The organism is Variovorax sp. AC103, assembly GCF_979254005.1.
This window is the reverse complement of the sequence record NZ_CEEDFC010000021.1, coordinates 99,280-118,392: the sequence shown is the minus strand read 5'-3', so window position 1 is coordinate 118,392 and position 19,113 is coordinate 99,280. Positions and strand designations below refer to the sequence as shown.

The 19,113-nt window shown below is 65.8% G+C and carries 19 protein-coding genes; 5 read left to right on the top strand and 14 right to left on the bottom strand.

The annotated features are described in order from the left end of the window. Nucleotides 1-39: 39 nt before the first annotated feature. The 6 genes from AC0IYU_RS26225 to AC0IYU_RS26200 all read right to left on the bottom strand — a co-directional run bounded on the left by AC0IYU_RS26225 (nt 40) and on the right by AC0IYU_RS26200 (nt 5,525). Nucleotides 40-1,068: a porin gene (locus tag AC0IYU_RS26225; RefSeq protein WP_472123016.1), complete on the bottom strand. Its 1,029-nt coding sequence runs from the start codon at nt 1,066-1,068 to the stop codon at nt 40-42. 38 nt (nt 1,069-1,106) lie between these two features. Beyond that, complete coding sequence (locus AC0IYU_RS26220) at nt 1,107-1,478, bottom strand: RidA family protein (protein WP_472123013.1); 372 nt, start codon at nt 1,476-1,478, stop codon at nt 1,107-1,109. A 265-nt stretch (nt 1,479-1,743) separates the two neighbouring features. Continuing rightward, entirely contained in the window at nt 1,744-3,144 is a 1,401-nt protein-coding gene (locus AC0IYU_RS26215) for an FAD-dependent oxidoreductase (RefSeq protein ID WP_472123010.1), read from the bottom strand. Continuing rightward, nucleotides 3,141-3,437 (bottom strand): (2Fe-2S)-binding protein, encoded by a 297-nt coding sequence (locus tag AC0IYU_RS26210; protein ID WP_472123007.1) that lies wholly within the window; start codon nt 3,435-3,437, stop codon nt 3,141-3,143. Before AC0IYU_RS26210 ends, AC0IYU_RS26215 begins: the two co-directional genes overlap by 4 nt. Next, the gene (locus AC0IYU_RS26205) at nt 3,418-4,542 is read right to left on the bottom strand and encodes an NAD(P)/FAD-dependent oxidoreductase (RefSeq protein ID WP_472123005.1); all 1,125 of its coding nucleotides are present in this window, start codon (nt 4,540-4,542) and stop codon (nt 3,418-3,420) included. Before AC0IYU_RS26205 ends, AC0IYU_RS26210 begins: the two co-directional genes overlap by 20 nt. Continuing rightward, nucleotides 4,542-5,525, bottom strand: a complete 984-nt coding sequence (locus AC0IYU_RS26200) for a tripartite tricarboxylate transporter substrate binding protein (protein WP_472123002.1) — start codon at nt 5,523-5,525, stop codon at nt 4,542-4,544. Before AC0IYU_RS26200 ends, AC0IYU_RS26205 begins: the two co-directional genes overlap by 1 nt. 223 nt (nt 5,526-5,748) lie before the next feature. Between AC0IYU_RS26200 and AC0IYU_RS26195 the strand changes: the two genes are divergently transcribed. The 5 genes from AC0IYU_RS26195 to AC0IYU_RS26175 all read left to right on the top strand — a co-directional run bounded on the left by AC0IYU_RS26195 (nt 5,749) and on the right by AC0IYU_RS26175 (nt 11,667). Continuing rightward, nucleotides 5,749-6,678, top strand: a complete 930-nt coding sequence (locus AC0IYU_RS26195; RefSeq protein WP_472122999.1) for a LysR substrate-binding domain-containing protein — start codon at nt 5,749-5,751, stop codon at nt 6,676-6,678. 230 nt (nt 6,679-6,908) lie between these two features. Next, nucleotides 6,909-8,558 (top strand): patatin-like phospholipase family protein, encoded by a 1,650-nt coding sequence (locus AC0IYU_RS26190; RefSeq protein WP_472122996.1) that lies wholly within the window; start codon nt 6,909-6,911, stop codon nt 8,556-8,558. Between the two features lie 448 nt (nt 8,559-9,006). Next, nucleotides 9,007-10,188 carry a carboxylesterase family protein gene (locus AC0IYU_RS26185; RefSeq protein WP_472122994.1) on the top strand — a complete coding sequence of 394 codons (1,182 nt, stop codon included), beginning with the start codon at nt 9,007-9,009 and terminating at the stop codon, nt 10,186-10,188. 108 nt (nt 10,189-10,296) lie between these two features. Further along, nucleotides 10,297-11,211: a LysR family transcriptional regulator gene (locus tag AC0IYU_RS26180; RefSeq protein WP_435485460.1), complete on the top strand. Its 915-nt coding sequence runs from the start codon at nt 10,297-10,299 to the stop codon at nt 11,209-11,211. Nucleotides 11,212-11,244: 33 nt separating this feature from the next. Continuing rightward, nucleotides 11,245-11,667, top strand: coding sequence for an EamA family transporter (locus AC0IYU_RS26175; RefSeq protein ID WP_472122991.1), 423 nt, complete (start codon nt 11,245-11,247; stop codon nt 11,665-11,667). Nucleotides 11,668-11,703: 36 nt separating this feature from the next. Here the strand turns inward: AC0IYU_RS26175 and AC0IYU_RS26170 are convergent, their stop codons facing one another. Genes AC0IYU_RS26170 through mdcA form a run of 8 tightly spaced genes read right to left on the bottom strand, consistent with a single transcriptional unit; the run spans nt 11,704 to nt 18,775 of the window. Next, nucleotides 11,704-12,651, bottom strand: coding sequence for an acyltransferase domain-containing protein (locus AC0IYU_RS26170; RefSeq protein WP_472122987.1), 948 nt, complete (start codon nt 12,649-12,651; stop codon nt 11,704-11,706). Then, entirely contained in the window at nt 12,648-13,616 is a 969-nt protein-coding gene (locus tag AC0IYU_RS26165; protein ID WP_472122985.1) for an AEC family transporter, read from the bottom strand. Before AC0IYU_RS26165 ends, AC0IYU_RS26170 begins: the two co-directional genes overlap by 4 nt. Then, nucleotides 13,613-14,494 (bottom strand): triphosphoribosyl-dephospho-CoA synthase MdcB, encoded by an 882-nt coding sequence (mdcB, locus tag AC0IYU_RS26160; RefSeq protein WP_472122982.1) that lies wholly within the window; start codon nt 14,492-14,494, stop codon nt 13,613-13,615. Before mdcB ends, AC0IYU_RS26165 begins: the two co-directional genes overlap by 4 nt. Then, nucleotides 14,491-15,174, bottom strand: a complete 684-nt coding sequence (mdcG, locus tag AC0IYU_RS26155; protein WP_472122979.1) for a malonate decarboxylase holo-[acyl-carrier-protein] synthase — start codon at nt 15,172-15,174, stop codon at nt 14,491-14,493. The genes mdcB and mdcG overlap by 4 nt, the downstream gene beginning before the upstream one ends. After that, entirely contained in the window at nt 15,149-15,886 is a 738-nt protein-coding gene (gene mdcE, locus AC0IYU_RS26150; RefSeq protein WP_472122976.1) for a biotin-independent malonate decarboxylase subunit gamma, read from the bottom strand. The genes mdcG and mdcE overlap by 26 nt, the downstream gene beginning before the upstream one ends. After that, nucleotides 15,873-16,802, bottom strand: a complete 930-nt coding sequence (locus AC0IYU_RS26145) for a biotin-independent malonate decarboxylase subunit beta (protein WP_472122973.1) — start codon at nt 16,800-16,802, stop codon at nt 15,873-15,875. Before AC0IYU_RS26145 ends, mdcE begins: the two co-directional genes overlap by 14 nt. Next, on the bottom strand, nt 16,799-17,116 hold the full coding sequence (gene mdcC / locus AC0IYU_RS26140) for a malonate decarboxylase acyl carrier protein (RefSeq protein ID WP_472122969.1): 318 nt from the start codon (nt 17,114-17,116) through the stop codon (nt 16,799-16,801). Before mdcC ends, AC0IYU_RS26145 begins: the two co-directional genes overlap by 4 nt. Before the next feature lie 12 nt (nt 17,117-17,128). Beyond that, nucleotides 17,129-18,775, bottom strand: coding sequence for a malonate decarboxylase subunit alpha (gene mdcA / locus AC0IYU_RS26135; RefSeq protein ID WP_472122966.1), 1,647 nt, complete (start codon nt 18,773-18,775; stop codon nt 17,129-17,131). Between the last annotated feature and the right edge of the window lie 338 nt (nt 18,776-19,113).

Genomic DNA, 19,113 nt, shown 5'->3' with positions numbered 1-19,113 from the left:
CATTGCGGCCCTTGAAAATCGCGCATTGAGCATCCCGCTTCAGAAAGTGTGACGAAGACCAACGTCCATGCCGCGAGACGTCCCACCCGCCGTTTGCCCGGCCGGACCGCCATTGAACGAGATCTTGGAAGCACCCTTGTTTTCGATTCGGGCAAAGGTGGTGTAGAGCGCGGTGCGCTTTGACAGGTAATGGATATAGCCCACCGCCAAGCGTTTCGCGTCGTCGCCATTGGCCAATGCTTGACCTCGAACCGCAGGCCCGCTCAGCTCGCTGAACGTGTAGCTCGCCCGCAGAAGACCCACTCCCACAGGGACTGTGACACCCAGCAGGTAGTAGTTCTGCTTGGACGCCCTGAATTTCCCCTGAACGGCCTCTGCCGACACTTTGGCTGCTCCAAAGTCATAGCTCGCTGCGAGCACCGCTTGTTTGTATTTGTCGACAACGATGGTCGTTTCGGCATACGACGCGTTCACGAGGAATTTGTCGTTGCGCCAACCAAACATTCCCCCGCCGTACCTGGCGCCGACAACGCCTTCCCCCGGCGCAATGCCGATCTGTCCGAAGAATCCGCCCAAATTTTCTGGCAGCGAGTACGTGACGAGATTGTCTGCGCGGGTCAAGGTGAGTGCGCCGCTTCCAAGAGCGCTCAACAGTGTCGAGATCCCGCCGATGCCGTTGTCCCCAAACGGATCGACAGTGGCGAATGCGATGTAGCTTGGCGTGATGTCTCGTCCAAGCTTGATCTCGCCAAACGTGCCACTTGAAAGGCTGACGGTGGATCTTCGATTGAAGGAGCGCGAGGGGTCAGTCGGTTCGCCCGAATCGGGGGCGAAGCCGTTTTCCAGCCAGAACGATGCCTGAAGTCCACCTCCGAGGTCCTCGGTGCCTCGGAAGCCGAACCTCGAACTGTTCATTCCGCTTGTCGTCAGCGATGTCAGCGAAGCGGCTCCGTTGTCGACATGGCGAATCGTCACATCGGTGATGCCGAACAGGGTCACCGAGGATTGAGCATTCGCGCCGCTCATCAGGAGGAGCGACGAGGCGAGTGAAACAGCAGCTTTGCGCATGAGAGTTCTTGGTGACGTTGTGAACATGCACGCATCCACTACGCGACGTCAGCCGCATCGACAGCTGCAGTGACAATGATTTCGATCAATATCTCAGGCAGGCCCAGCGCGCATTGGACGGTCGCGCGCGTCGGAGAATTGCCTGGCGCAGTCCACGCATCCCAGATCTCGTTCATCCCCGCAAAATCATTGCCGATGTCCTTCAGCCAGATCTGGGCACTGAGCAGACGACTCTTGTCGGTCCCGGCCTCTGCGAGCAGCCTGTCGATCTTTGCAAGCACCTGGCGGGTCTGCCCGCGTATATCCAGGGTGCGGTCCTCTGCCGTCTGCCCTCCAACAAAGACCATCCCGTTGTAGACCACCGCACTGCTGCGTCGCGCAGTCGTGGCGTGCCGGCGAATTTCCTTCATGCATTCCCTCTTTTCAAAAATTACAGACGAACCCATGCCCGACTCGCTGGAGCCGTGCTTTCCCATTGCGGAATTTCGCGAGTTGCGAAGTGGTCAGATCACCGCGGTCGTGACTCTGGACAGCGGCAGAAGGGAGCCGCGGCGCGATGAGGCGTTTCGGTGTCGAGCGAGAGCACGTGCGCAGACCGATGGGTCATCAATGGCCTACGCAGCGCCTGCGCACTGCCGCCTGAGGTGACCGGACAGTCGACGAATACCACGACGCTCATGCCTCTTCCTGCCCGATGTTCAGCGACGCCAGTTCTGCCAAAGTGACCGGCTTGAGTGGTGAGCGAATGCGGTAGAACCCGACTTCCGCCACATGCCGCTTCTGCTGTGCCGCCAGGATGTGTGAGACCGTGTAGCCACACTGACGGCCTTGACAAGGACCCATCCCCGCGCGGGTGTACGACTTGAGCTGATTGGGTCCGGGCTGACCGATGGAGGCGGCCTTGCGGATCTCGCCGGCCGTCAGCTCTTCACAGCGACAGACGATGGTGTCGTCGGACGGCGCAAAGATGTCGGCCCGCGGTGGATAAAGCGCATCCAGCATCGGACGCAGGCGGAGCAACCCTTTCAGCTTCTTGTGCAGCGGCGCAGCATGTGCGGTCGCCTCCTCTGGCGAAAGTTGCCCGGCATGCATTGCAACGCCCAGCCCGACCAGCTCGCCACGCACCCACGCGGCCAGCGCGCCGCCGATGCCGGCGCCGTCGCCCGCCACGTACACGCCTCGTTTGCTGGTCTGCCCCCATGCGTCGAGGTCGGGCGCGAGGCACGCCTGCTGTGCATTCCAGCTGTGCGCGCAATCGAGCGCACGCGTCATGTGGATGGATGGCACCATACCCTCGTGCGACAGCAGGACGCTGGCCGGCGCACGCGTCGTCTTGCCGTCGGCCCCCGAGTATTCGATCTCCTGCAAGCGCCCCTCGCCCAGCGCCCGCAACGTGGTCACACCGCGCACACGCATCACGCCGGCTGCCCTGAGTTCCTGCAGCCAGGCCAGACCCTTGCCGATGTCCCCCCAGCCCGCCAGCGCAGCACCGAGCCACGGCACAGTGCGCAGCCAGCCCCCTGGGGGCGCCGTGTCGAGCCAACCGGCAATCTTGCCGCCGGCGCGCAGCAACTGCGCCATGTACAGCAGCGGCAGGGGCCCGCTGCCTGCGACCCAGACCGGTTCCGATGGAACCTGGCGCGATGTCTTCAACATGATCTGGCCCGCGCCGACCGTGAGCACGCCGGGCAAGGTCCAGCCCGGAAACGGCGCTGGCCGCTCCTGAGCACCCAGCGCCAGGACGACGTGCGTGGCACGCACCATTTCGGCCTGCCCATCTCTCGTCATGTACACGCGCCAACCAGGCTCGATCTGCCAGACCTGTGTCTCCGGCTCGTAGAAAGCACCGCAGGCACGAAAGCGTCCGGCGAGAGCGGCGCCCGATCGGTACTCGTCGCCCAGCAACGCACCCGTCGGCGTGGGCGCCATCGCCTCCACGCCGCGCCAGATCTGCCCCCCTGGCGCGGGCTGCTCGTCCACCACCAGCACAGACATTCCGTGCTTGCGCAGGCTGATGGCCGCACTCATGCCTGCGGGGCCGGCACCGATGACCACGGCATCGAACCCGCGCGTCATGGCGTGAGGCTCCGGCGGCCGAACTGGCGCTCCACGCGCATGCCTTCGCGCACCGTGACCAGGCACGACTGCGTCGACGCTGCGCCGTCCACGATGGCCAGGCAGTCGAAGCACACGCCCATCATGCAGAACGGTGCGCGCGGGCTTCCGTTCACAGGGGTGCTGCGGCTGGCCGGCGTAGGCTGGCGCAGCAGCACGGCGGCCACGCTTTCGCCGGCCTCGGCGGTGACGGCTTGTCCGTCGATCGTGAAGGTCAGCACGGGGCTGCCGGCATCATTGATTTTTCGGAACATTGAAACGCTCATGGTGAAAGGTCCGCAAGGTGTCTGGCAGCCCGCCGCTGGCCAACGCCTCGGCATAGGCGCTGGCGTGGAACGAGGCCAGGGTGACGCCGGAATGACAGGTGGCGATGTCCGCGCCGGGGTGACTGACCGAACTGGCGTACACGGGATTGCCGTCCGGCGACATGACCCGCAGGCACGCCCACTGCCGCACCAGCTTCGCGCTGGCGAGGTCGGGAAGGATGCGCAAGGCCTTGTGCGTCATGCGCACAGCACCATCGGTTGTCGTGGCCAGGTCGTAGCCCACGTCTTCCTGGGTCACGCCGATCATCACGGTGCCTTCGCCCGTCTGTCGCAGCCCGCTGGCGGGCACGGGCAGCAATGGCGCCACACGCTCTGTCACCAGGATCTGGCCTCGCAGCGGCCGCAAGGGGACGTTCAGTCCGACCATCGGGCCGAGCGCAGCAGCGCCCAAGCCCGCGGCAATGACCACGCGCTCGGCGCTTGCGCGAAACGCACCCGCCGCCACCTCGAAGCCGCCGCCCGGCAGCGCGCGAATGGCGGTCACGGCGTGATTGCTTCGCAGCGTTCCACCTCGACGCAAGAACGCTGCGAGCATGGCCGCCAGCAAGCGCATCGGGTTGACCTGGCCGTCGAGGTCTCCCAGGGTCGCGCCGGCCACCTCTGCGCCGAGGCGCATGGAGGGGAAGCGGCGCATCAGTTCGTCGCGATCCAGCACGTGCACAGATGGCGCAAGCTCCGGCGTCTGGGCGTGCCACACCTCCATCTGGGCCGCGCGAGCTGACAGCTCCGCGTCGGTCAGGCAGAAGTGCAAGCCACCGTTCTGCTCGTAGGCGAGTGCCATGCCGGATTCTTCTTCCAACTGGGCCGCGAACGCCGGCCATGCCTCGCAGGCTTGGATCGTCAGGCGCTGGTACGCCGGTTCCTTGATTCCCTTGCCATGCGCCCACACCAGCCCGAAGTTGGCTTTGGCGGCGCGGAAATCGGTGTCTGAGCCGTCCAGCATCAGCACGCGCCGTTTCAAACCTGCCAGTCCGTAGCCGACAGCAGCGCCAACCATGCCGCCGCCCGCGACGATCACGTCGTAGTCGGCCATCATTCCGCCGTGATGTTGTTTTTCTTGACCACCGCGCCCCATTTTTCGTTTTCTGTCTTGATCAGGTCGGTGAACGTCGAAGCGGTTGCGGGTGTCGGGTCGCACCCCAAGTCGGTGAGTCGCTTGATCACCTTGGGGTCGTTGAGTGCCGCGTTGAAGTCGGCATTGATCTTCTGCACGATCGGCGCGGGCAACTTTGCCGGCCCCATCACGCCGCCCCAGGTCAGCATTTCCGCCGCAGGCATTCCGGCTTCCGCCATCGTGGGCACGTTGGGCAACAACGGGGACCTTTTCGGACCGGTAACGGCCAGCGCGCGGAGACGTCCAGTCTTGACGTTCGGCTCCATGGACGTGATGTTTCCAATCATCAGTTGAATCTGGCCTGCGGCCAGATCCATCTCCGCTGCCGGATTGCTCTTGTAGGGCACGTGCGTGAGGTTGATGCCGGCACTTCCACGGAACAGTTCGGTCACCACGTGCAGGGCAGAACCCGACCCGGAGGAGCCGTAGAAGAGGTCGTTCGGATGCGCCTTTGCGTAGGCGATGAGTTCCTTGACCGACTTGACGGGCAGGCCAGGTGTCACGCTCAGCAGATTGGGACTGGTGCACAGCATCGCGATGGGGGTGAAGTCATCGACAGGCTTGTAGGGCAGCCGCTTGGCGACGACGTTGGCCACCACAAAGGTCGAAAGCGTGGCCTGCCCCAGCGTGTATCCGTCGGGCGCGGCCTTCGCCGTCGCTTCGTTGGCAATGAGGCCTGTGGCGCCCGGCCGGTTGTCGATGACGATGGGCTGTCCCCAGCGCTCGCTGACCGCGGTGGCTACCACGCGCGCAATGGCGTCGGCGGCGCCGCCGGCAGCACCGGGAACAATCAAGCGCACGGGCTTGTCCGGATAAGCCGCCTGGGCGGACCGAGCCAAGGCTGCAATACACAGCAACGTGACTCCACCCGCGCGACGCATGGTTGAAAGATTGAATTTCATGATCGATGAGAACGAATGATGCGATGTCGATGTGTTGCCGAAAGACCAGCCTGCCGGCTCCCATGTTAGTGAACCAAGGCCTGCTGAGAAACCGTGTGAACCACTAGCGATGTTGTTCTGCAATAGATGGGCCATCGAAATCTAAGTCACTGTTTTTATTGATGTTTTATTTGATGCGCGATGCCTACAATAGCAACTTGAAATCAACTAATGTCATTTTGCTATGGACAACCGAATCACCCTTCGGCACCTGGAAGCTTTTCGCGCTCTTATGGTGCGACGCACAGTCACCGGCGCGGCTCAGATGCTCGAAGTCACGCAGCCTGTGGTGACACGCTTGATCGCCGATTTCGAGGAACGCATCGCGATCCCGCTGTTCAAGCGCTCCAATGGACGTCTGTCACCGACGCCCGAAGCGGCTTTGCTGTTCGAGGACGTGCACCAGTCGCTCATGGCCATCGAGCGCATTGCGAACGCAGCATCCAACATCAAGTCGATGAAAGTAGCGCGCCTCGAGATCGCAGCTGCGCCTGCCATGGCGCTTTCCTTCCTGCCTCACACCATCGCGAGCTTCACGAGTGAACACCCGGAAACGCTCGTCTCCATGCACACGCACAGCACTGCCACCGTGATAGATATGGTTCAAAGTGGCCGCTGCGACCTCGGCTTCGCGATGTTGAACATGCGCAAGACACTGCACGGCAACAGCGAGTTGCTGGTGTCTGCAAAGATGGTGGGCGTGGTGCCGATCCACCATCGGTTGGCACGTCGCAAAGTTCTTCGCCCCGAAGACTTCGAAGGCGAGAGCTTTGTCGCCCCTTCCGCCTTGATGGAATCGCGCACGCAAATCGATGCCGTGATGCTGTCGCACGGCGTCAATCGCCGCATCAACGTCGAGACCCAGCATTCATCTGCCATCATCAAGCTGGTCGAAGCGGGCGCGGGCCTGGCCCTCATCGAACCCCTGACAGCGAGCGCGTATACAGGCGGATTGCTCAAGTTCATTCCGTTCGAGCCCGAGATCGTCGCGGACTACTCCATCGTCATCTCGCAGCGCATGTCATCGACGCTCATTCTCAAGCCCTTCATCGACCATGCGCGTCGGGAAATCCGCAAGATGCTGCCGCGGCACCTGATCGTTCATGGCCAATAGTCGGCTTTGTCGTGACGTGTCGAGAAGTTCTTCAGAGACATCGAGAAACGTGAGGCAGCCGCCACAAGGTTGATACCGTAGAGGTGGCTCTGCCCGCCTCGCGCAGTGCATATCGCATCTGCTGGAATTACGACACTCTTCTTCAGCGGGATTCCGAGCGTATCGACGTGAAGCACGTTGCCGGACACTTCGCTCCCCGTCTTGGGGTTGACCCCGCTGAAGGAGTGCTCGTGGACCCATCGAAACCCGTCTATACCATTCTGTCGTTCGTCGGCGGAGGCATTCGTGGTCTGATGTCGGCCACCATCCTGGAGCGGCTCGATGCCGTGCACAACGGCGTTCTGAACCGGACCCAGATGCTGGCCGGATGCTCGACGGGCGCGATCATCACGAGCGAGCTGCTTGCTGGCAAGTCGCCGAAGGACCTGGTGGACCTGTTCACGGGCGGGGAACTTGGCTTCTACGACGCCATGAATCCCGATCCGAGTACCCCCGCTTACTCCATCGACAAGGTTCTTGCCTCCCAGGAAGACGCCTACCTGAAACTGGGTCGCAAGGTTCCGACAGTTGCCGAGCTCGGGCGGGATGTACTTCTGGTGTCGTTCAACGTCGGCAAGGTCACGACCGACATCGACAACAAGATGATGCCCACGCCCTGGGGTCCGATGATGTTCACCAACATGCTCGGAACCGAGCGCGACAAGCTTGACGGCCTGTTCGGGAACAGCGACACGACGATTGCGAAGGCGGCAACGTCCAGCGGCGCGATGCCAGGTCAACTCGGATCGATGGACGGCAACGTCGATGGGGCGTTCTTCAACCACGATCCGACGGTCGCTGCGATCTGCCTGGCAGTACGCAACGGCCATCCGCTCGAGAACATCGTCGCCATCACGATCGGCACCGGACTCATGCCCTACTGGTTGCAAAGCGACACGCACGACTGGGGCGCCAGGCAGTGGATGCAGGGCGATGGCAACCCGTTCGACAACGTGACGCCCTTTCTCATGAACCAGAGCGTCTCTTCGCCGGTTCTGGACCTCAGCCTCAACGGCACATCGGCGGAGGTCATGCCGAACCTCGCCAAGATGCTGCTGGGCGAACGCTACGTCAACATCAACCCGCGGCTGCCCTGTTTCATTCCCGAGAATTCGACCAACGCCCAGGCGATCGCCCTGCTGCAGCGCCACGGCAAGGAAGTGAACATCGACGATGCGGTTGCGTTGATCGGGACGTACTGGAACATCGACAGCCAGACGCCGTCGAAGCCTGTGACCAGGTCGGTTGCAGGTACCCCCGCGCCGGCGGCCAGAACGCCATCCGCTCCTGAGAGCGATGTGAAACCCAAACCGACTCCCGGCCATGGGCAGCAGTTCTTCATCCAGCACAAGGGTGGAGACAACCAGGTGCTCGACGTCGACGCTGCCAGCAGCAAACCCGGCGCGGACGTCATCCTCTACGCCAAAAAAGGATTGGGGGATCCCGGCGTGCACAACCAGCTCTGGGAGTTCATTCCCTCGCTCGAAGACTCCGGGTGGTGGTACCTCCAGACCACCATGGGCTCGGGCCTCGTCATGACCATCCAGGCCAGTGACGCACAGGCAAGCGACGCACTGGCCGAACCGAAGATCACGATGGAGTCCGCCGCGGAGGCCATCAAGGATCGGCAGCTCTGGAACTTGGTCTCTACAGAGGAACTCGGCTACTTTTTCATCCAGAGCAAGTACTTCGCCAGCAACACGCCGATTGCCAATCCGGATTCCTACGTTCCCAACGTGATGGGCGTCCACGGGAAGACCCAGCCTCCGCGCATCGTGGGGCTCCCGCTTGATTTCGAATTCGATGCGCCCATGGCGTTTTCTTTCATCCCGTACAACTGAATCGAGTTGCCGAACGTCGCAGACGGTGCTGCGCATCCCGTTTGGACTCGCCGCTGCAGCGTGTTGATTCCGGCGGGCGAATTTTGCTGTAGCAATCCCTCGGGGCCAGCTGCCGTGTAGCGTTCCGCAAAGGGTCAAGTTGATCCCCCCGCAGCCCAGGGACCTGCTGCGTCAGCGTGTCGTTCTCGGCTTCCTGCGCACAAGGGAGCTCCATCCCAATCTGCTCGCCTTTCTCGCCGTGTGTCGCAGCATGAGGGCTGCGACCCGCTGAGTGCGCCGCGCACGGGCGGCGCTTCGCGAACGCCCGAACCGTTTCTCTCAAGCTAACTTTCCGGCCGGGACCGATATTGATGGCATCGCGCCGGGCCGGCACGATCGTGTTCAGGAAAAGCCAACTGCGCCGCGTTGCCGGCGTTTCCCAAACCTCAATGATCGTGAAGGACGAGCAATGACCACCGAAGTCGAAATTTTTCGCAACATCCGATATGCGCATGCCGAGCGATTCGAGCAGCCCGAAGTCCTGGCCTGGGACGGCAGGCGTCACACCGAACGCGGTCCGATCTGCCCGCAGTCGCCTTCGCGCCTGGAAGTCGTGCAAGGACCGCTTGCACCCATGGACGTCGACGAGCACTGCCAGGTGCTGTCGGTGTTCACGCCGGGCGCCGTGGGCCGGCGCCCGGTGATGGTGTTCATCCATGGCGGGGGCTTCGTCACAGGGGGCGGCGAGTTGCCGTGGCACGACGGGGACAAACTGGCCGCGGAGCAGGACGTCGTCGTGGTGTCGGTGACCTACCGCCTCGGCGTGTTCGGTTACCTGCAGTTTCCGTCGAGCACCGGACCCAGCCCCGCCATGGCGGACCAGGTTGCGGCGCTGCAATGGGTCAAGACGCACATCTCGCAATTCGGTGGCGATCCGGACAACGTGACGGTGTTCGGGCAGTCGGCAGGCGGGTTCTCGATCGTGGCGATGCTGGCCTGGGGCCACGGAGGCAGCTTGTTTCAGCGTGCCATCCTGCACAGCGGAGCCAACGGCGCCGCCCGCACGCGGGAAGAAGCAGACCGGGTGTCGGCGATGTTCCTCGCCGAACTCGGGCAGGACCCTCGCGCTGCGGGGGTCGACGACCTCATTGCCGCCCAGGGCCGGCTCGCTGCAACGTTGAACCAGCTGATCGTCTGGGCCCCTGTCTCACCCGACACGCCTTCGGGGTCTGCCGTCGACACCATCGCTGGATGGTGCAAGGACGACGCGCTGCCTTTCGTTCTTCTGAACAAGCACGTCGCCGCGGCACCCGGGACCGAAGTGCGCTACGCGGCCGAGACGACCCGGATGAACGTGCTGTTCGAAGGAGGCGCGCGCAGCCTGGTTCAGGAGGTCGCCGCAAGGGGCCGCAATGCCTACCTGTTTCGCTTCGACTGGCAATCGCCGGAGACCGGATTCGGTGCCTGCCATTGCATCGATCTGCCCTTCCTGCTCGGCAGCGCGCAAGCCTGGTCGGCGGCACCGGAACTTGGCAAGGCCCGCTGGACAGACATCGAAGCACTCGGCAGGGGCATGCGCCAGATCTGGGCGGACTTTGCCCGCGGGTCGACGCAAGGCTGGCAGGCCGGATCGGTGAGGCATTTGCCTTGAGCGAGTGCGCGAACCGCCGGGCGCGCCGGCAGCCGATGGGGCCTGGCCTTCGACACCTCAGGAAACACCTCGAATCGCTACGATGCGCCATTCACTCCCGGGCCCAGCATGCAACCTCGCATCGATGAAGAAATCACCTTCCGCAAGCTCGAAACGCTGATCGCGTTCATGGAAACCGGCAACCTGGCGCGCGCCGCCGAGCTGCTGGACGTGAGCCCCGTGAGCGTGCATCGTGCCCTGCACTCGCTGGAGTCGGGGGTGCGCTGTGCCCTGTTCCGGCACGAGGGCCGCAACCTGCATCCGACCGAGGCCGCGCAAACGCTGGCCGAGGTGGCACGCGAGGTGCTGCAGACGCTGGCGCAGGGCGTGCGGGCCACGCGCGAGGTGGCCGGCTATTCGGCCGACCGCATCCGCATCGGGTCGCTCTATTCGCTCACCATCCGCACGGTGCCGACGGTGCTCATCCACATGAAGGTGCGCAAGCCGGCCCTGGAGACCGAACTCGTGCTCGGCTCCAACGCCGACCTGCTGCAGAAGCTGCGCGACGGCGCCATCGATGCTGCCCTGATGGCGTTGCCCGAAGGCGAGGCCGACCTGGTGTCGGAGCCGCTGTTCGACGACGAAATTCATTTCGCCGCCCCCGTGGGCTCGCGCTATGCGCGCCACAAGCGCGTGGACCTGAGCACCTGTGCCGAAGAGAAATTCGTCAGCCTGAAGGAAGGCTTCGCCACGTACAACGGCTTCGTGGAGGCGTTTCGCGTGGCCGGCTTCACGCCGAACGTGGTGATGCAGACCGGCGACATCTTCTCGCTGATGAACCTGGTGAGCGGCGGCATCGGCTGCACGCTATTGCCGGGGCGCGTACGCGACGTGTTCTCGCAGAACGTGCAGCTGATTCCGGTGCAGCCCAAGTACCTGATGCGCCAGACGCTGGCGGTCAGCTTCCTGCGCACGCGGGAGCGCGACCCCAACCTGCTGGCGCTGCTGGCGGTGTGCCGCGGCGCGAAGGCCGAGTTGTCCTGAGCCCATGCGCAGGCTCCAAACCAAGGGAAACCGATGGAAAAGTGGATCCTGTACGCCCTGATCTCGATGGCTTTCGCCGGCTTTACGTCGGTGATTGCCAAACTCGGCCTCTCGGGGATTTCCGGTGACCTGGGGCTGGCTGTGCGAACGTGCTTCGTGTTCGCGTTCGTTCTGGTGTTTGCCGGCGTCGTCGTGCCGCTGGACCAGCTACGGGCCCTGACCTGGCGCAACGCGATGTGGCTGGGGCTGTCGGGAGTGACGACCGCCGGGTCATGGATCTTCTACTACAAGGCGATCAAGCTCGGCGAAGTCTCGACGGTTGCCTTGATCGACAAGGGCAGTGTGGTCGTGGCCTTGCTGCTGGCCTGGCTGTTGCTCGGCGAAACACTGTCCACGGCGAAGATCGTCGGCGGCACCATGATGGTTGTCGGGCTGCTCATCATCGCAAAGGGGTAGGCCGTCGACATGTAGCGGCCGCCTGGAGCACCTCTTCTAGGTGCGTAACTGCGTGCGCGAAAGCCAGTCGCGCGCGCCCTGCAGGGTCTTGAAATCGTCGAGGCTGCGCGCATCGACGCCCGCGTACGCACCGGAAACCATCTCGCTGAGTGCGCGCCCCGGGCCGAGTTCGAAGAAGGCCGTGGCGCCGGCTTCGACGCAGGCTTCCAGGCACGAGGCCCATTGCACGGTCTGGGAGATCTGCAGTGCCAGCTTCTCTGCGCCTTGCGCGGCGCCCAGCACCACTTCGCCGTCGATGCCGCTGAACAGGCGCGCGCCCGGGCGCGGGGAGCGTGCCATGGCGGCGCCGGCGAGGGTGTTCCTGAAGGAGGCCGTGGCCTCACCCATCAGGAAGGTGTGCGAGGCCACCTTCACATCGACCGGCACGACCCGTGCCGCACCTTGGGCCAGAGCCTGCGCAGCGATGTCCGCGAGCGCATCGCGCACGCCGCCCAGCACCCATGCGTTGCCGGGGTTGACGATGGCGACCGCGGCTTGACGGTGTGCGCACAGCCGGTCGATGTCGGCCCGTTCGAGGCCGCGCACGAACAGAAGACCTTGCTCGCCTTGCCTGGCCCGCTGTGCGGCGTCCATGGCGTCGGCGCGCGCGGCGACGAGCTCGAGCGTGTCGGTCGCGCTCGTCAAGCCTGCGATGTGCCACGCCGCCATTTCGCCCACGCTGTAGCCCGCGATGCAGCAGCGTTGTGGAAACGCGTCCGACAGCGCGGCCCAGGCGCAGAGGGCCTGCAGTGTGCAGAGCAACTGCGCCGAACGGTTCTCGTGCAGTGCGTCGGTGGTGGCTTCGCGCACCCAGGTGCGCGGGTCGTGCCCGAGCAGGTCGGTCGCGTGGGTGAAAAGCCCTTGTGCTTCGGCGGCCGCGCCCGTCAACGAGAACATGCCGGCGTTCTGGCTGCCTTGCCCGGGACACAGGATGGCGAGCGTCATGGCGTGCTGCCCGGCCCATAGAGCCATGCGATGGTCAGGGCCACGGTGAGCATGGCGGTCAGTGTGCTGGCGATCACGGTGGAGCCTGACTCCTCCGACTTCACGCCCGCGTTGGCGCCGAAGAGCACGCCGAAGAAGCCCGAAGGCAGTGCCGCCATCAGCACCGCGATCCGCGTGATGTCCGCGGGCGCGCCCATGGCCTTGGCGATGCCGAGTGCCAGCAGTGGCTGGGCGACGGTGACCGTGATGGTCGCCAGCGTGGTGTTCCAGCTCAAGCGGAAACGCTGCGCCGAAAGGATCAAGCCGGTGACGAACAGCGCCATGCCGCCCGCGGCCTGGCCGATCTGCCCCAGCGACGCAGCGGCGATGGTCGGCAGCTTCCATTGGAGCAGGGCGATTGCCGTGCCGGCGATCGGAGCGAGCACGATGGGTTTCACCAGCGCATGCCCCATGGCACGCGCAAACCGCGCGGCCTTGAAGCTGGCCGTTGCCGCTTCGCCTGGCCGCGCCGCGGAGAGCTCCAGCAGCGCCAGGGTCACGGGCGAGGGCAGCAGCGAGCCCGCCGCAATGGCGACGGCCACGGGCACCGTGTGCGTCGGCCCCAGCAGCGCCACGACGATGGGCAGGCCTGCCGCCGCATAGTTCGGCAGCGCCACGGTGAGCGACTGCAGCGCGGCCTCGCTGGCGCTGCGCCGCAGCAACCGGCGCTGCAGTAAGTACCACAGCGGATAGACCAGCATCATTGCGCCCCCCAGGATGACCAGCAGCGGCCACTGCGACAGCAAAGTGTCGCGCGGCGTGGCGGCGGTGGCGGCGAACAGCGAGGCAGGCAGCGCATAGGTCATGACGACGGTGTTGAGCTCGCCGACGTGCGTGTTGTTGATCACACCCCGTTTGCCGGCGGTGTAGCCCAGCAGAAGCACGAAGTAGATCGGCACCAGTGCGAGCAGGATGATCGCGATCACGGCGCCGGGTCCTGTTCGATCGCCATTGCAAAAAGGCTCATCGCCAGCAGGTCCGCTGCGCCGCCTGGGCTCAGTCGGCGTGCCACGAAAGCGCGGTGAATCTTCTCCGCGGCCTGACGCCAGCCGGGGTGCCCGACGCCGCCGGCGGCCAGGAAGGCGAGCGCGCTTCGCTGGGCGAAGCGCAGGCCGGCGGCACCGCCGCGGTGCAACAGGTTGGTGTCCTCCAAAGCGGCAATCAGCGCAAAGCATGCCTGCACCCGTGCGGCCTGTGCATCGTGCGGTGCCAGTTGCGCGGCCCGGCGCAAGGCGGGCATGCCGACGTTGTAGACGCCCGGAAAGCCCAGTGCAGCTTCCTGCCGGGCGCCGCCTGCGCCGTAGCGGCGCTTCACAGCTTCGCCATGGCTGTCGCTGGGCCGCGGCCCGGCAAGAATGTCCGGGCCCCAGCGGCGCGCCACGGTGTCGCCCAGGGAGTGCTGGGCGTCACCCGCCATGCCGCGGCGAGCCCGCAGGCCCGCTGCGGCGCACAGCAGGCCCAGCCCGAAGATGGCCCCGCGATGTGTGTTCACCCCACCGGTCGCGGCCGTCATCGCACACTCTGCGCGCAAGCCGATCTTCCTCAGCACGGTCATGCCCTGGTCCTGCAGGCCGGCCTCGGCCAGCTCCGTGAAGAAGGGTCGGAGTGCCGCGGCGCTGCGGTGAAAGGTCCCTGCGTCCATGTCCGTGTGGCTGCCCGCGTCGACGTGGCTGACCAGCCCCGGCTTCGGCCAGGTGCGCACCTCGAGTTGAAGGCTGCGCTCGGCCACTGCACCTAGATGTTCCGCGTAGGCGCGTGCTGCGCCGTGGCCAAGCGCGGCCGATCTTGTCGCTGCCGCGTTCATGCGAGGGGCTCCAGGAACTGCGAACGGGGGCACAGCAGCGGGTCGGTCGCGGTCTTGAGCATCACCTCGGCGCTGCGCGCATGAAGTTCGCGCCAGTTGACGCCCGTTCCGTCGGCTAGGACCAGTTCGCCGTCCACTCGCATCGGTGCTGTGGCGTCGATGTCGGCCACTGCGCCCAGAAATTCCTCGATGCGCTCGCTGCGGGGCAGCGTCCAGGTCAGGTCGATGTCCGAGCCCTGGTTCAGATAGTCCAGCCCGGTCAGCCATTGCCAGGCGAGGCTGCCGAACACCCGGGTCTGCACGCCGAAGTGATCACCGACGGCCAGGAGCTGCTGCAGGGCAGGGTGCCACGCCCGCGGGGCCGACGTGACGACCTCGCACAGCTGTGGCAGCGCCGAGACCGAGGCGATGTGGCTCGCCTGCACCTGCACCGCGATGCGTCTCTTGCCGGCGCTGGGGGGCAGCGGCAGGCCCAGCGGCAGCCATGATGCGTCGCCGCGTTCGCCCGGTGAGCGACGCCGCACGATGAGTGGCCAGCCACGGTGTGCCCAGCTGTCGAGCAGCGGCTCATTGGCCAGGTCTTTGCGCGATGCCATCAGCACGGCCCAGGCGGGCGGAGCAACCCGCACCAGATGGTGCCTCGGCAGGCGCGAGTCAGAGGGCAGGGTGGGCAAGTTCATACACACGCCTTGCAATGTCGACGGCCTTGGGGCGGCCATTGCGCGCCTTGCCGAGCTGGTCGCGCAGGTCCGGTGACTGCGCGCCTTGCGGGGGCAGGGCTTTCAGCACGTCGTCGAGCTGGGGGGCCAGAGGGCGCCCGGGGTCCAGCACGGACGCCACCGCACCGGTCTGCATCAGGTTGTCCAGGCCGGGCGCGAAGACCGGGGTGGACCTGGCTTTCTTCTGCAGCACCTCGATGGGCAGCTTGGTCACGCGCGACATGGACGGCAGGTCCATCACCATCGGCTCCGCCCCCGGCAGTGCCAACAGCGTCCGGGTCGACAGCGCGGTGGCGATGAAGGCGCCCGCGGCGGTATGGCCGTAGAGCAGGCCGACGGTCGCGTGGCCGCGCGCGTCGGCGAGGTTCAGGCACTTGGCGAGGTGCGCAAGGTACTCGCTGAGCCCCAGCATCTCGTCGCGCTTGCTCATGCGCTGGCTGTCGCTGTCGATCAGCACCAGGATCGGTGTGGTTCCCCCGGCTCTGAGCGTGTCCAGCACCTTGCGCGCGAGCCAGGCCGCCTCGTCGATGCCGATGGCCTTGCGGCCGTCGACGCCGATGACGGCGATGTCCGTGCCGTCGGCACGCGGGCCCTTGCCCGACAGCAGGCCGTCCTCGCGCACCACCTGATGGCCTTTCGGAAAGAGCGAAGCGAGAATTTCAGCGAGCGTCATGGCGAGGCTCCTCCAGTCGGTTGGCCAGGGCGACGAACGCCTCGAAGGGCATGCCGGGAATGGCGGCGGGGTGATCGGCGCCCAGCGCCTGCCAGACGTCCAGTGCGTCATGGCACTCGCCGAAGCGTTCGATGCGCCGCTCCAGGCGGGCCTGCTCGGCCTCGAGGGTGGCCTCGTCGGGTGTAGAGGCGAGCTGGACCAGCTCGCCCGCTGCCGTGCGAAAGCTGGCCATGGTGTCGTCCACGAACCGCTCGGCGCCGCCGATCAGCCGCCTGTGCTTGCCGCCCATGGTGCGCCACACCAGCGCGCGGTCCTTGGCATCGAACTCTTCGACGCCGCGGTTGGTCTCGATGACTTCCGGGCCGGACACACTGATGCGGCCCTGTTCGGAGACAGCCAGTGCGGAGCAGCACCCCGCGATCAGGCCGCCGCCGCCATAGCAGCCGGCGCGCCCGCCGATGAGGCCCACCACCGGCACGCCGGCCAGGCGCGCGTCCAGCAGGGCCCGGATGATCTCCGCGATGGCGAGTTCGCCCGCGTTGGCCTCCTGCAGCCGCACACCGCCGGTGTCGAACAGGACCAGCACCGGCACCGTGCCGATGTCGCGCGCGGCGCGCAGCAGGCCCGTGAGCTTGGCGCCATGCACCTCGCCGAAGGCGCCGCCCATGAAGCGGCCCTCCTGCGCAGCCACCAGCACCGGCGCACCGTCGAGTCGGCCGCGGCCCACGACCATGCCGTCGTCGAACTGCTGCGGCAGGTCGAACAGCGGCAGGTGCGGGCTGGTCTCGCGCAGTTCGGGGCCGATGAACTCCTCGAAGCTGCCCGCGTCGAGCAGGCCGTCCACGCGTTGGCGCGCGGACGCTTCGTACCAGCTGGCCGCAAGCCGCTGGTCGTCGTGGTGCACGAGGGCGTTCATGACGGGTCTCCTTCCACGGCGCGCACCGCCTGTGCCAGCCGGAGCGCGACGGTGTCGGGACGGGCACCGCCATCGTTCACGGACAGCTTCAGCCCCCCGGGCGAACGGCGTTCGACGAAATCCTGGACCACGGCCTGCCACACCTCGCCGAAGCCCTCTGCCGCGGTGCGGATGTCGACTTCGCATTCGCTGTCGGGCAGCAGCCGCTCCACCAGCACTTCCAGGTTGCCGGAGGCGACCACGCCGACGATGGCCTGGGGCCTGGACCCCGCCGCGCGCTGGCGCGCCGCGTGTCGAAAATTGAGTTGTTCCATCGATGTGTTTCCTTACCAGTTTCTGAACTTGGAGGGGGGCGCATAGAGGCCGCCGGACCACTTCACAAGATCCTTGATGGAGCGCGCAGCGAGCATGCGGCGGTCGGCGTCCATCGGGTCGATGCCCAGGTCCTCCGGCCGTCGGATCACGCCGCGCTCGCGCAGGCGCTGGACCATCGTCGCGTCGCGCCGGCGGCCGATCTCGGTGTAGCCGGCAACCCCGCGGATGGCCTGCTCGCGCTCGTCGCGGTCGCGGCACAGCAGCAGGTTGGCGATGCCTTCCTCGGTCACGATGTGGGTCACGTCGTCGCCGTAGACCATCACCGGCGCCAGGTCCAGGTCGAGCTTCTCGGCCAGGCGCAGGGCGTCGAGGTGCTCCACGAAGAGCGGCACGTTCTTGTCGCCGAAGGTCTCGCCGATCTGCACCACCAGCTTGCGGCCGCGCCGCAGCGCGGGCGGGCTGTCGGGGTCGGCCTCCTTGCCGGCCTGCAGCCAGGGGGCGCTGGGGTGGCGCCGTCCGCGCGCGTCGCTGCCCATGTTGGGCGCGCCGCCGAAGCCGGCCACGCGGTCGGCGGTCACGGTCGAGGAGTGGCCCTGCAGGTCGATCTGCAACGTGGAGCCGATGAACATGTCGCAGGCGTAGAGCCCTGCCGTCTGGCAGAACGCGCGGTTCGAGCGCAGCGAGCCGTCGGGCCCGGTGAAGTAGATGTCGGGGCGCGCGCGGATGTAGTCGTCCATGCCCACTTCGGAGCCGAAGCTGTGGATCTGCTCGACCCAACCCGACTCGATGGCCGGGATCATGGTCGGGTGCGGGTTGAGCGCCCAGTGGCTGGCCACCTTGCCTTTCAGGCCCAGGCGCTCGCCGTAGGTCGGCAGCAAAAGCTCGATGGCCGCCGTGTTGAAGCCGATGCCGTGGTTCAGGCGCTTGACGCCGTAGGGCGCGTAGATGCCCTTGATCGCCAGCATGGCGGTGAGGATCTGCGTCTCGGTGATGGCAGCCGGGTCGCGCGTGAACAGCGGCTCCACGTAGAAGGGCTTGCCGCTCTCGACCACGAAGTGCACCCAGTCGGCCGGAATGTCGATGCGGGGCAGCTTGTCGACGATCTCGTTGACCTGCGCGATGACCACGCCGTCCTTGAACGCCGTCGCTTCCACCACGGTGGGCGTGTCTTCGGTGTTGGGGCCGGTGTAGAGGTTGCCTTCGCGGTCGGCGCTCACGGCGGCGATCAGCGCCACCTGCGGCGTGAGGTCGATGAAGTAGCGCGCAAACAGCTCCAGGTAGGTGTGCACCGCGCCGAGCTGGATCTTTCCGCCGAACAGCATCCTGGCGATGCGCTGCGACTGCGGGCCCGAGTAGGCGTAGTCCAGCCGTTTGGCGATGCCGCGCTCGAACACGTCCAGGTGCTCGGGCAGCACCACGCCGGACTGAACCATGTGCAGGTCGTGGACCTTGCTGCTGTCGACGGCGGCCAGCGCGGCCGCCAGCAGCTCAGCCTGCTTCTGGTTGTCGCCTTCCAGGCAGACGCGGTCGCCCGGCTGGAGCACGGCCTCCAGCAACGCCGTCGCGTCGCTGGCCGCGACGTGCTTGCCTTTGGCATAAGGCGCGCCGGCTTGCAGCCGTGCGTTTCGTGCGCGTTGGGCGGTGTCCCAGGTTGTCATTGGGAAGCCCTTTCTTCGCGCGGCGTCGAATGGCCCGAGCGGTCGTCGCGGCAGGTTCCGGCGTCGAAGGCCGGCGGCGGCAGGCGGTAGGTGGTCATGAGTTTCGCTTTCGGTGACAGCGCCCCGGACAGATGGGGGAGAAAGGCGCCGTTCCGGGATCCGAAGTTACCGGCGCAGCCACCTGCGATCAATTAAGGACCCTGCTGGATCCTTACGGTGTGCGGAACGGTCCGCCTGCCACTGCCTCTGATGGCGCGTTTCGGCGTGCCTCTTCCCCGTCCGCGTCGTGAGTGCCAGCGAAAGGCCCAGGTTGCCGGTGACTTTCGAAATTCGCCGTG

Coding starts and splice junctions, on each gene's coding strand:
- mdcE (WP_472122976.1), bottom strand. CDS start 15,886: ATGACGCTCGCTGAAATTCTCGCTTCGCTCTTTCCGAAAGGCCATCAG.
- AC0IYU_RS26170 (WP_472122987.1), bottom strand. CDS start 12,651: ATGACGCTCGCCATCCTGTGTCCCGGGCAAGGCAGCCAGAACGCCGGC.
- mdcG (WP_472122979.1), bottom strand. CDS start 15,174: ATGAACTTGCCCACCCTGCCCTCTGACTCGCGCCTGCCGAGGCACCAT.
- AC0IYU_RS26145 (WP_472122973.1), bottom strand. CDS start 16,802: ATGAACGCCCTCGTGCACCACGACGACCAGCGGCTTGCGGCCAGCTGG.
- AC0IYU_RS26180 (WP_435485460.1), top strand. CDS start 10,297: ATGCAACCTCGCATCGATGAAGAAATCACCTTCCGCAAGCTCGAAACG.
- AC0IYU_RS26215 (WP_472123010.1), bottom strand. CDS start 3,144: ATGACGCGCGGGTTCGATGCCGTGGTCATCGGTGCCGGCCCCGCAGGC.
- AC0IYU_RS26185 (WP_472122994.1), top strand. CDS start 9,007: ATGACCACCGAAGTCGAAATTTTTCGCAACATCCGATATGCGCATGCC.
- AC0IYU_RS26225 (WP_472123016.1), bottom strand. CDS start 1,068: ATGCGCAAAGCTGCTGTTTCACTCGCCTCGTCGCTCCTCCTGATGAGC.
- mdcC (WP_472122969.1), bottom strand. CDS start 17,116: ATGGAACAACTCAATTTTCGACACGCGGCGCGCCAGCGCGCGGCGGGG.
- AC0IYU_RS26200 (WP_472123002.1), bottom strand. CDS start 5,525: ATGAAATTCAATCTTTCAACCATGCGTCGCGCGGGTGGAGTCACGTTG.
- AC0IYU_RS26220 (WP_472123013.1), bottom strand. CDS start 1,478: ATGAAGGAAATTCGCCGGCACGCCACGACTGCGCGACGCAGCAGTGCG.
- AC0IYU_RS26205 (WP_472123005.1), bottom strand. CDS start 4,542: ATGGCCGACTACGACGTGATCGTCGCGGGCGGCGGCATGGTTGGCGCT.
- AC0IYU_RS26175 (WP_472122991.1), top strand. CDS start 11,245: ATGGAAAAGTGGATCCTGTACGCCCTGATCTCGATGGCTTTCGCCGGC.
- mdcA (WP_472122966.1), bottom strand. CDS start 18,775: ATGACAACCTGGGACACCGCCCAACGCGCACGAAACGCACGGCTGCAA.
- AC0IYU_RS26210 (WP_472123007.1), bottom strand. CDS start 3,437: ATGTTCCGAAAAATCAATGATGCCGGCAGCCCCGTGCTGACCTTCACG.
- mdcB (WP_472122982.1), bottom strand. CDS start 14,494: ATGAACGCGGCAGCGACAAGATCGGCCGCGCTTGGCCACGGCGCAGCA.
- AC0IYU_RS26195 (WP_472122999.1), top strand. CDS start 5,749: ATGGACAACCGAATCACCCTTCGGCACCTGGAAGCTTTTCGCGCTCTT.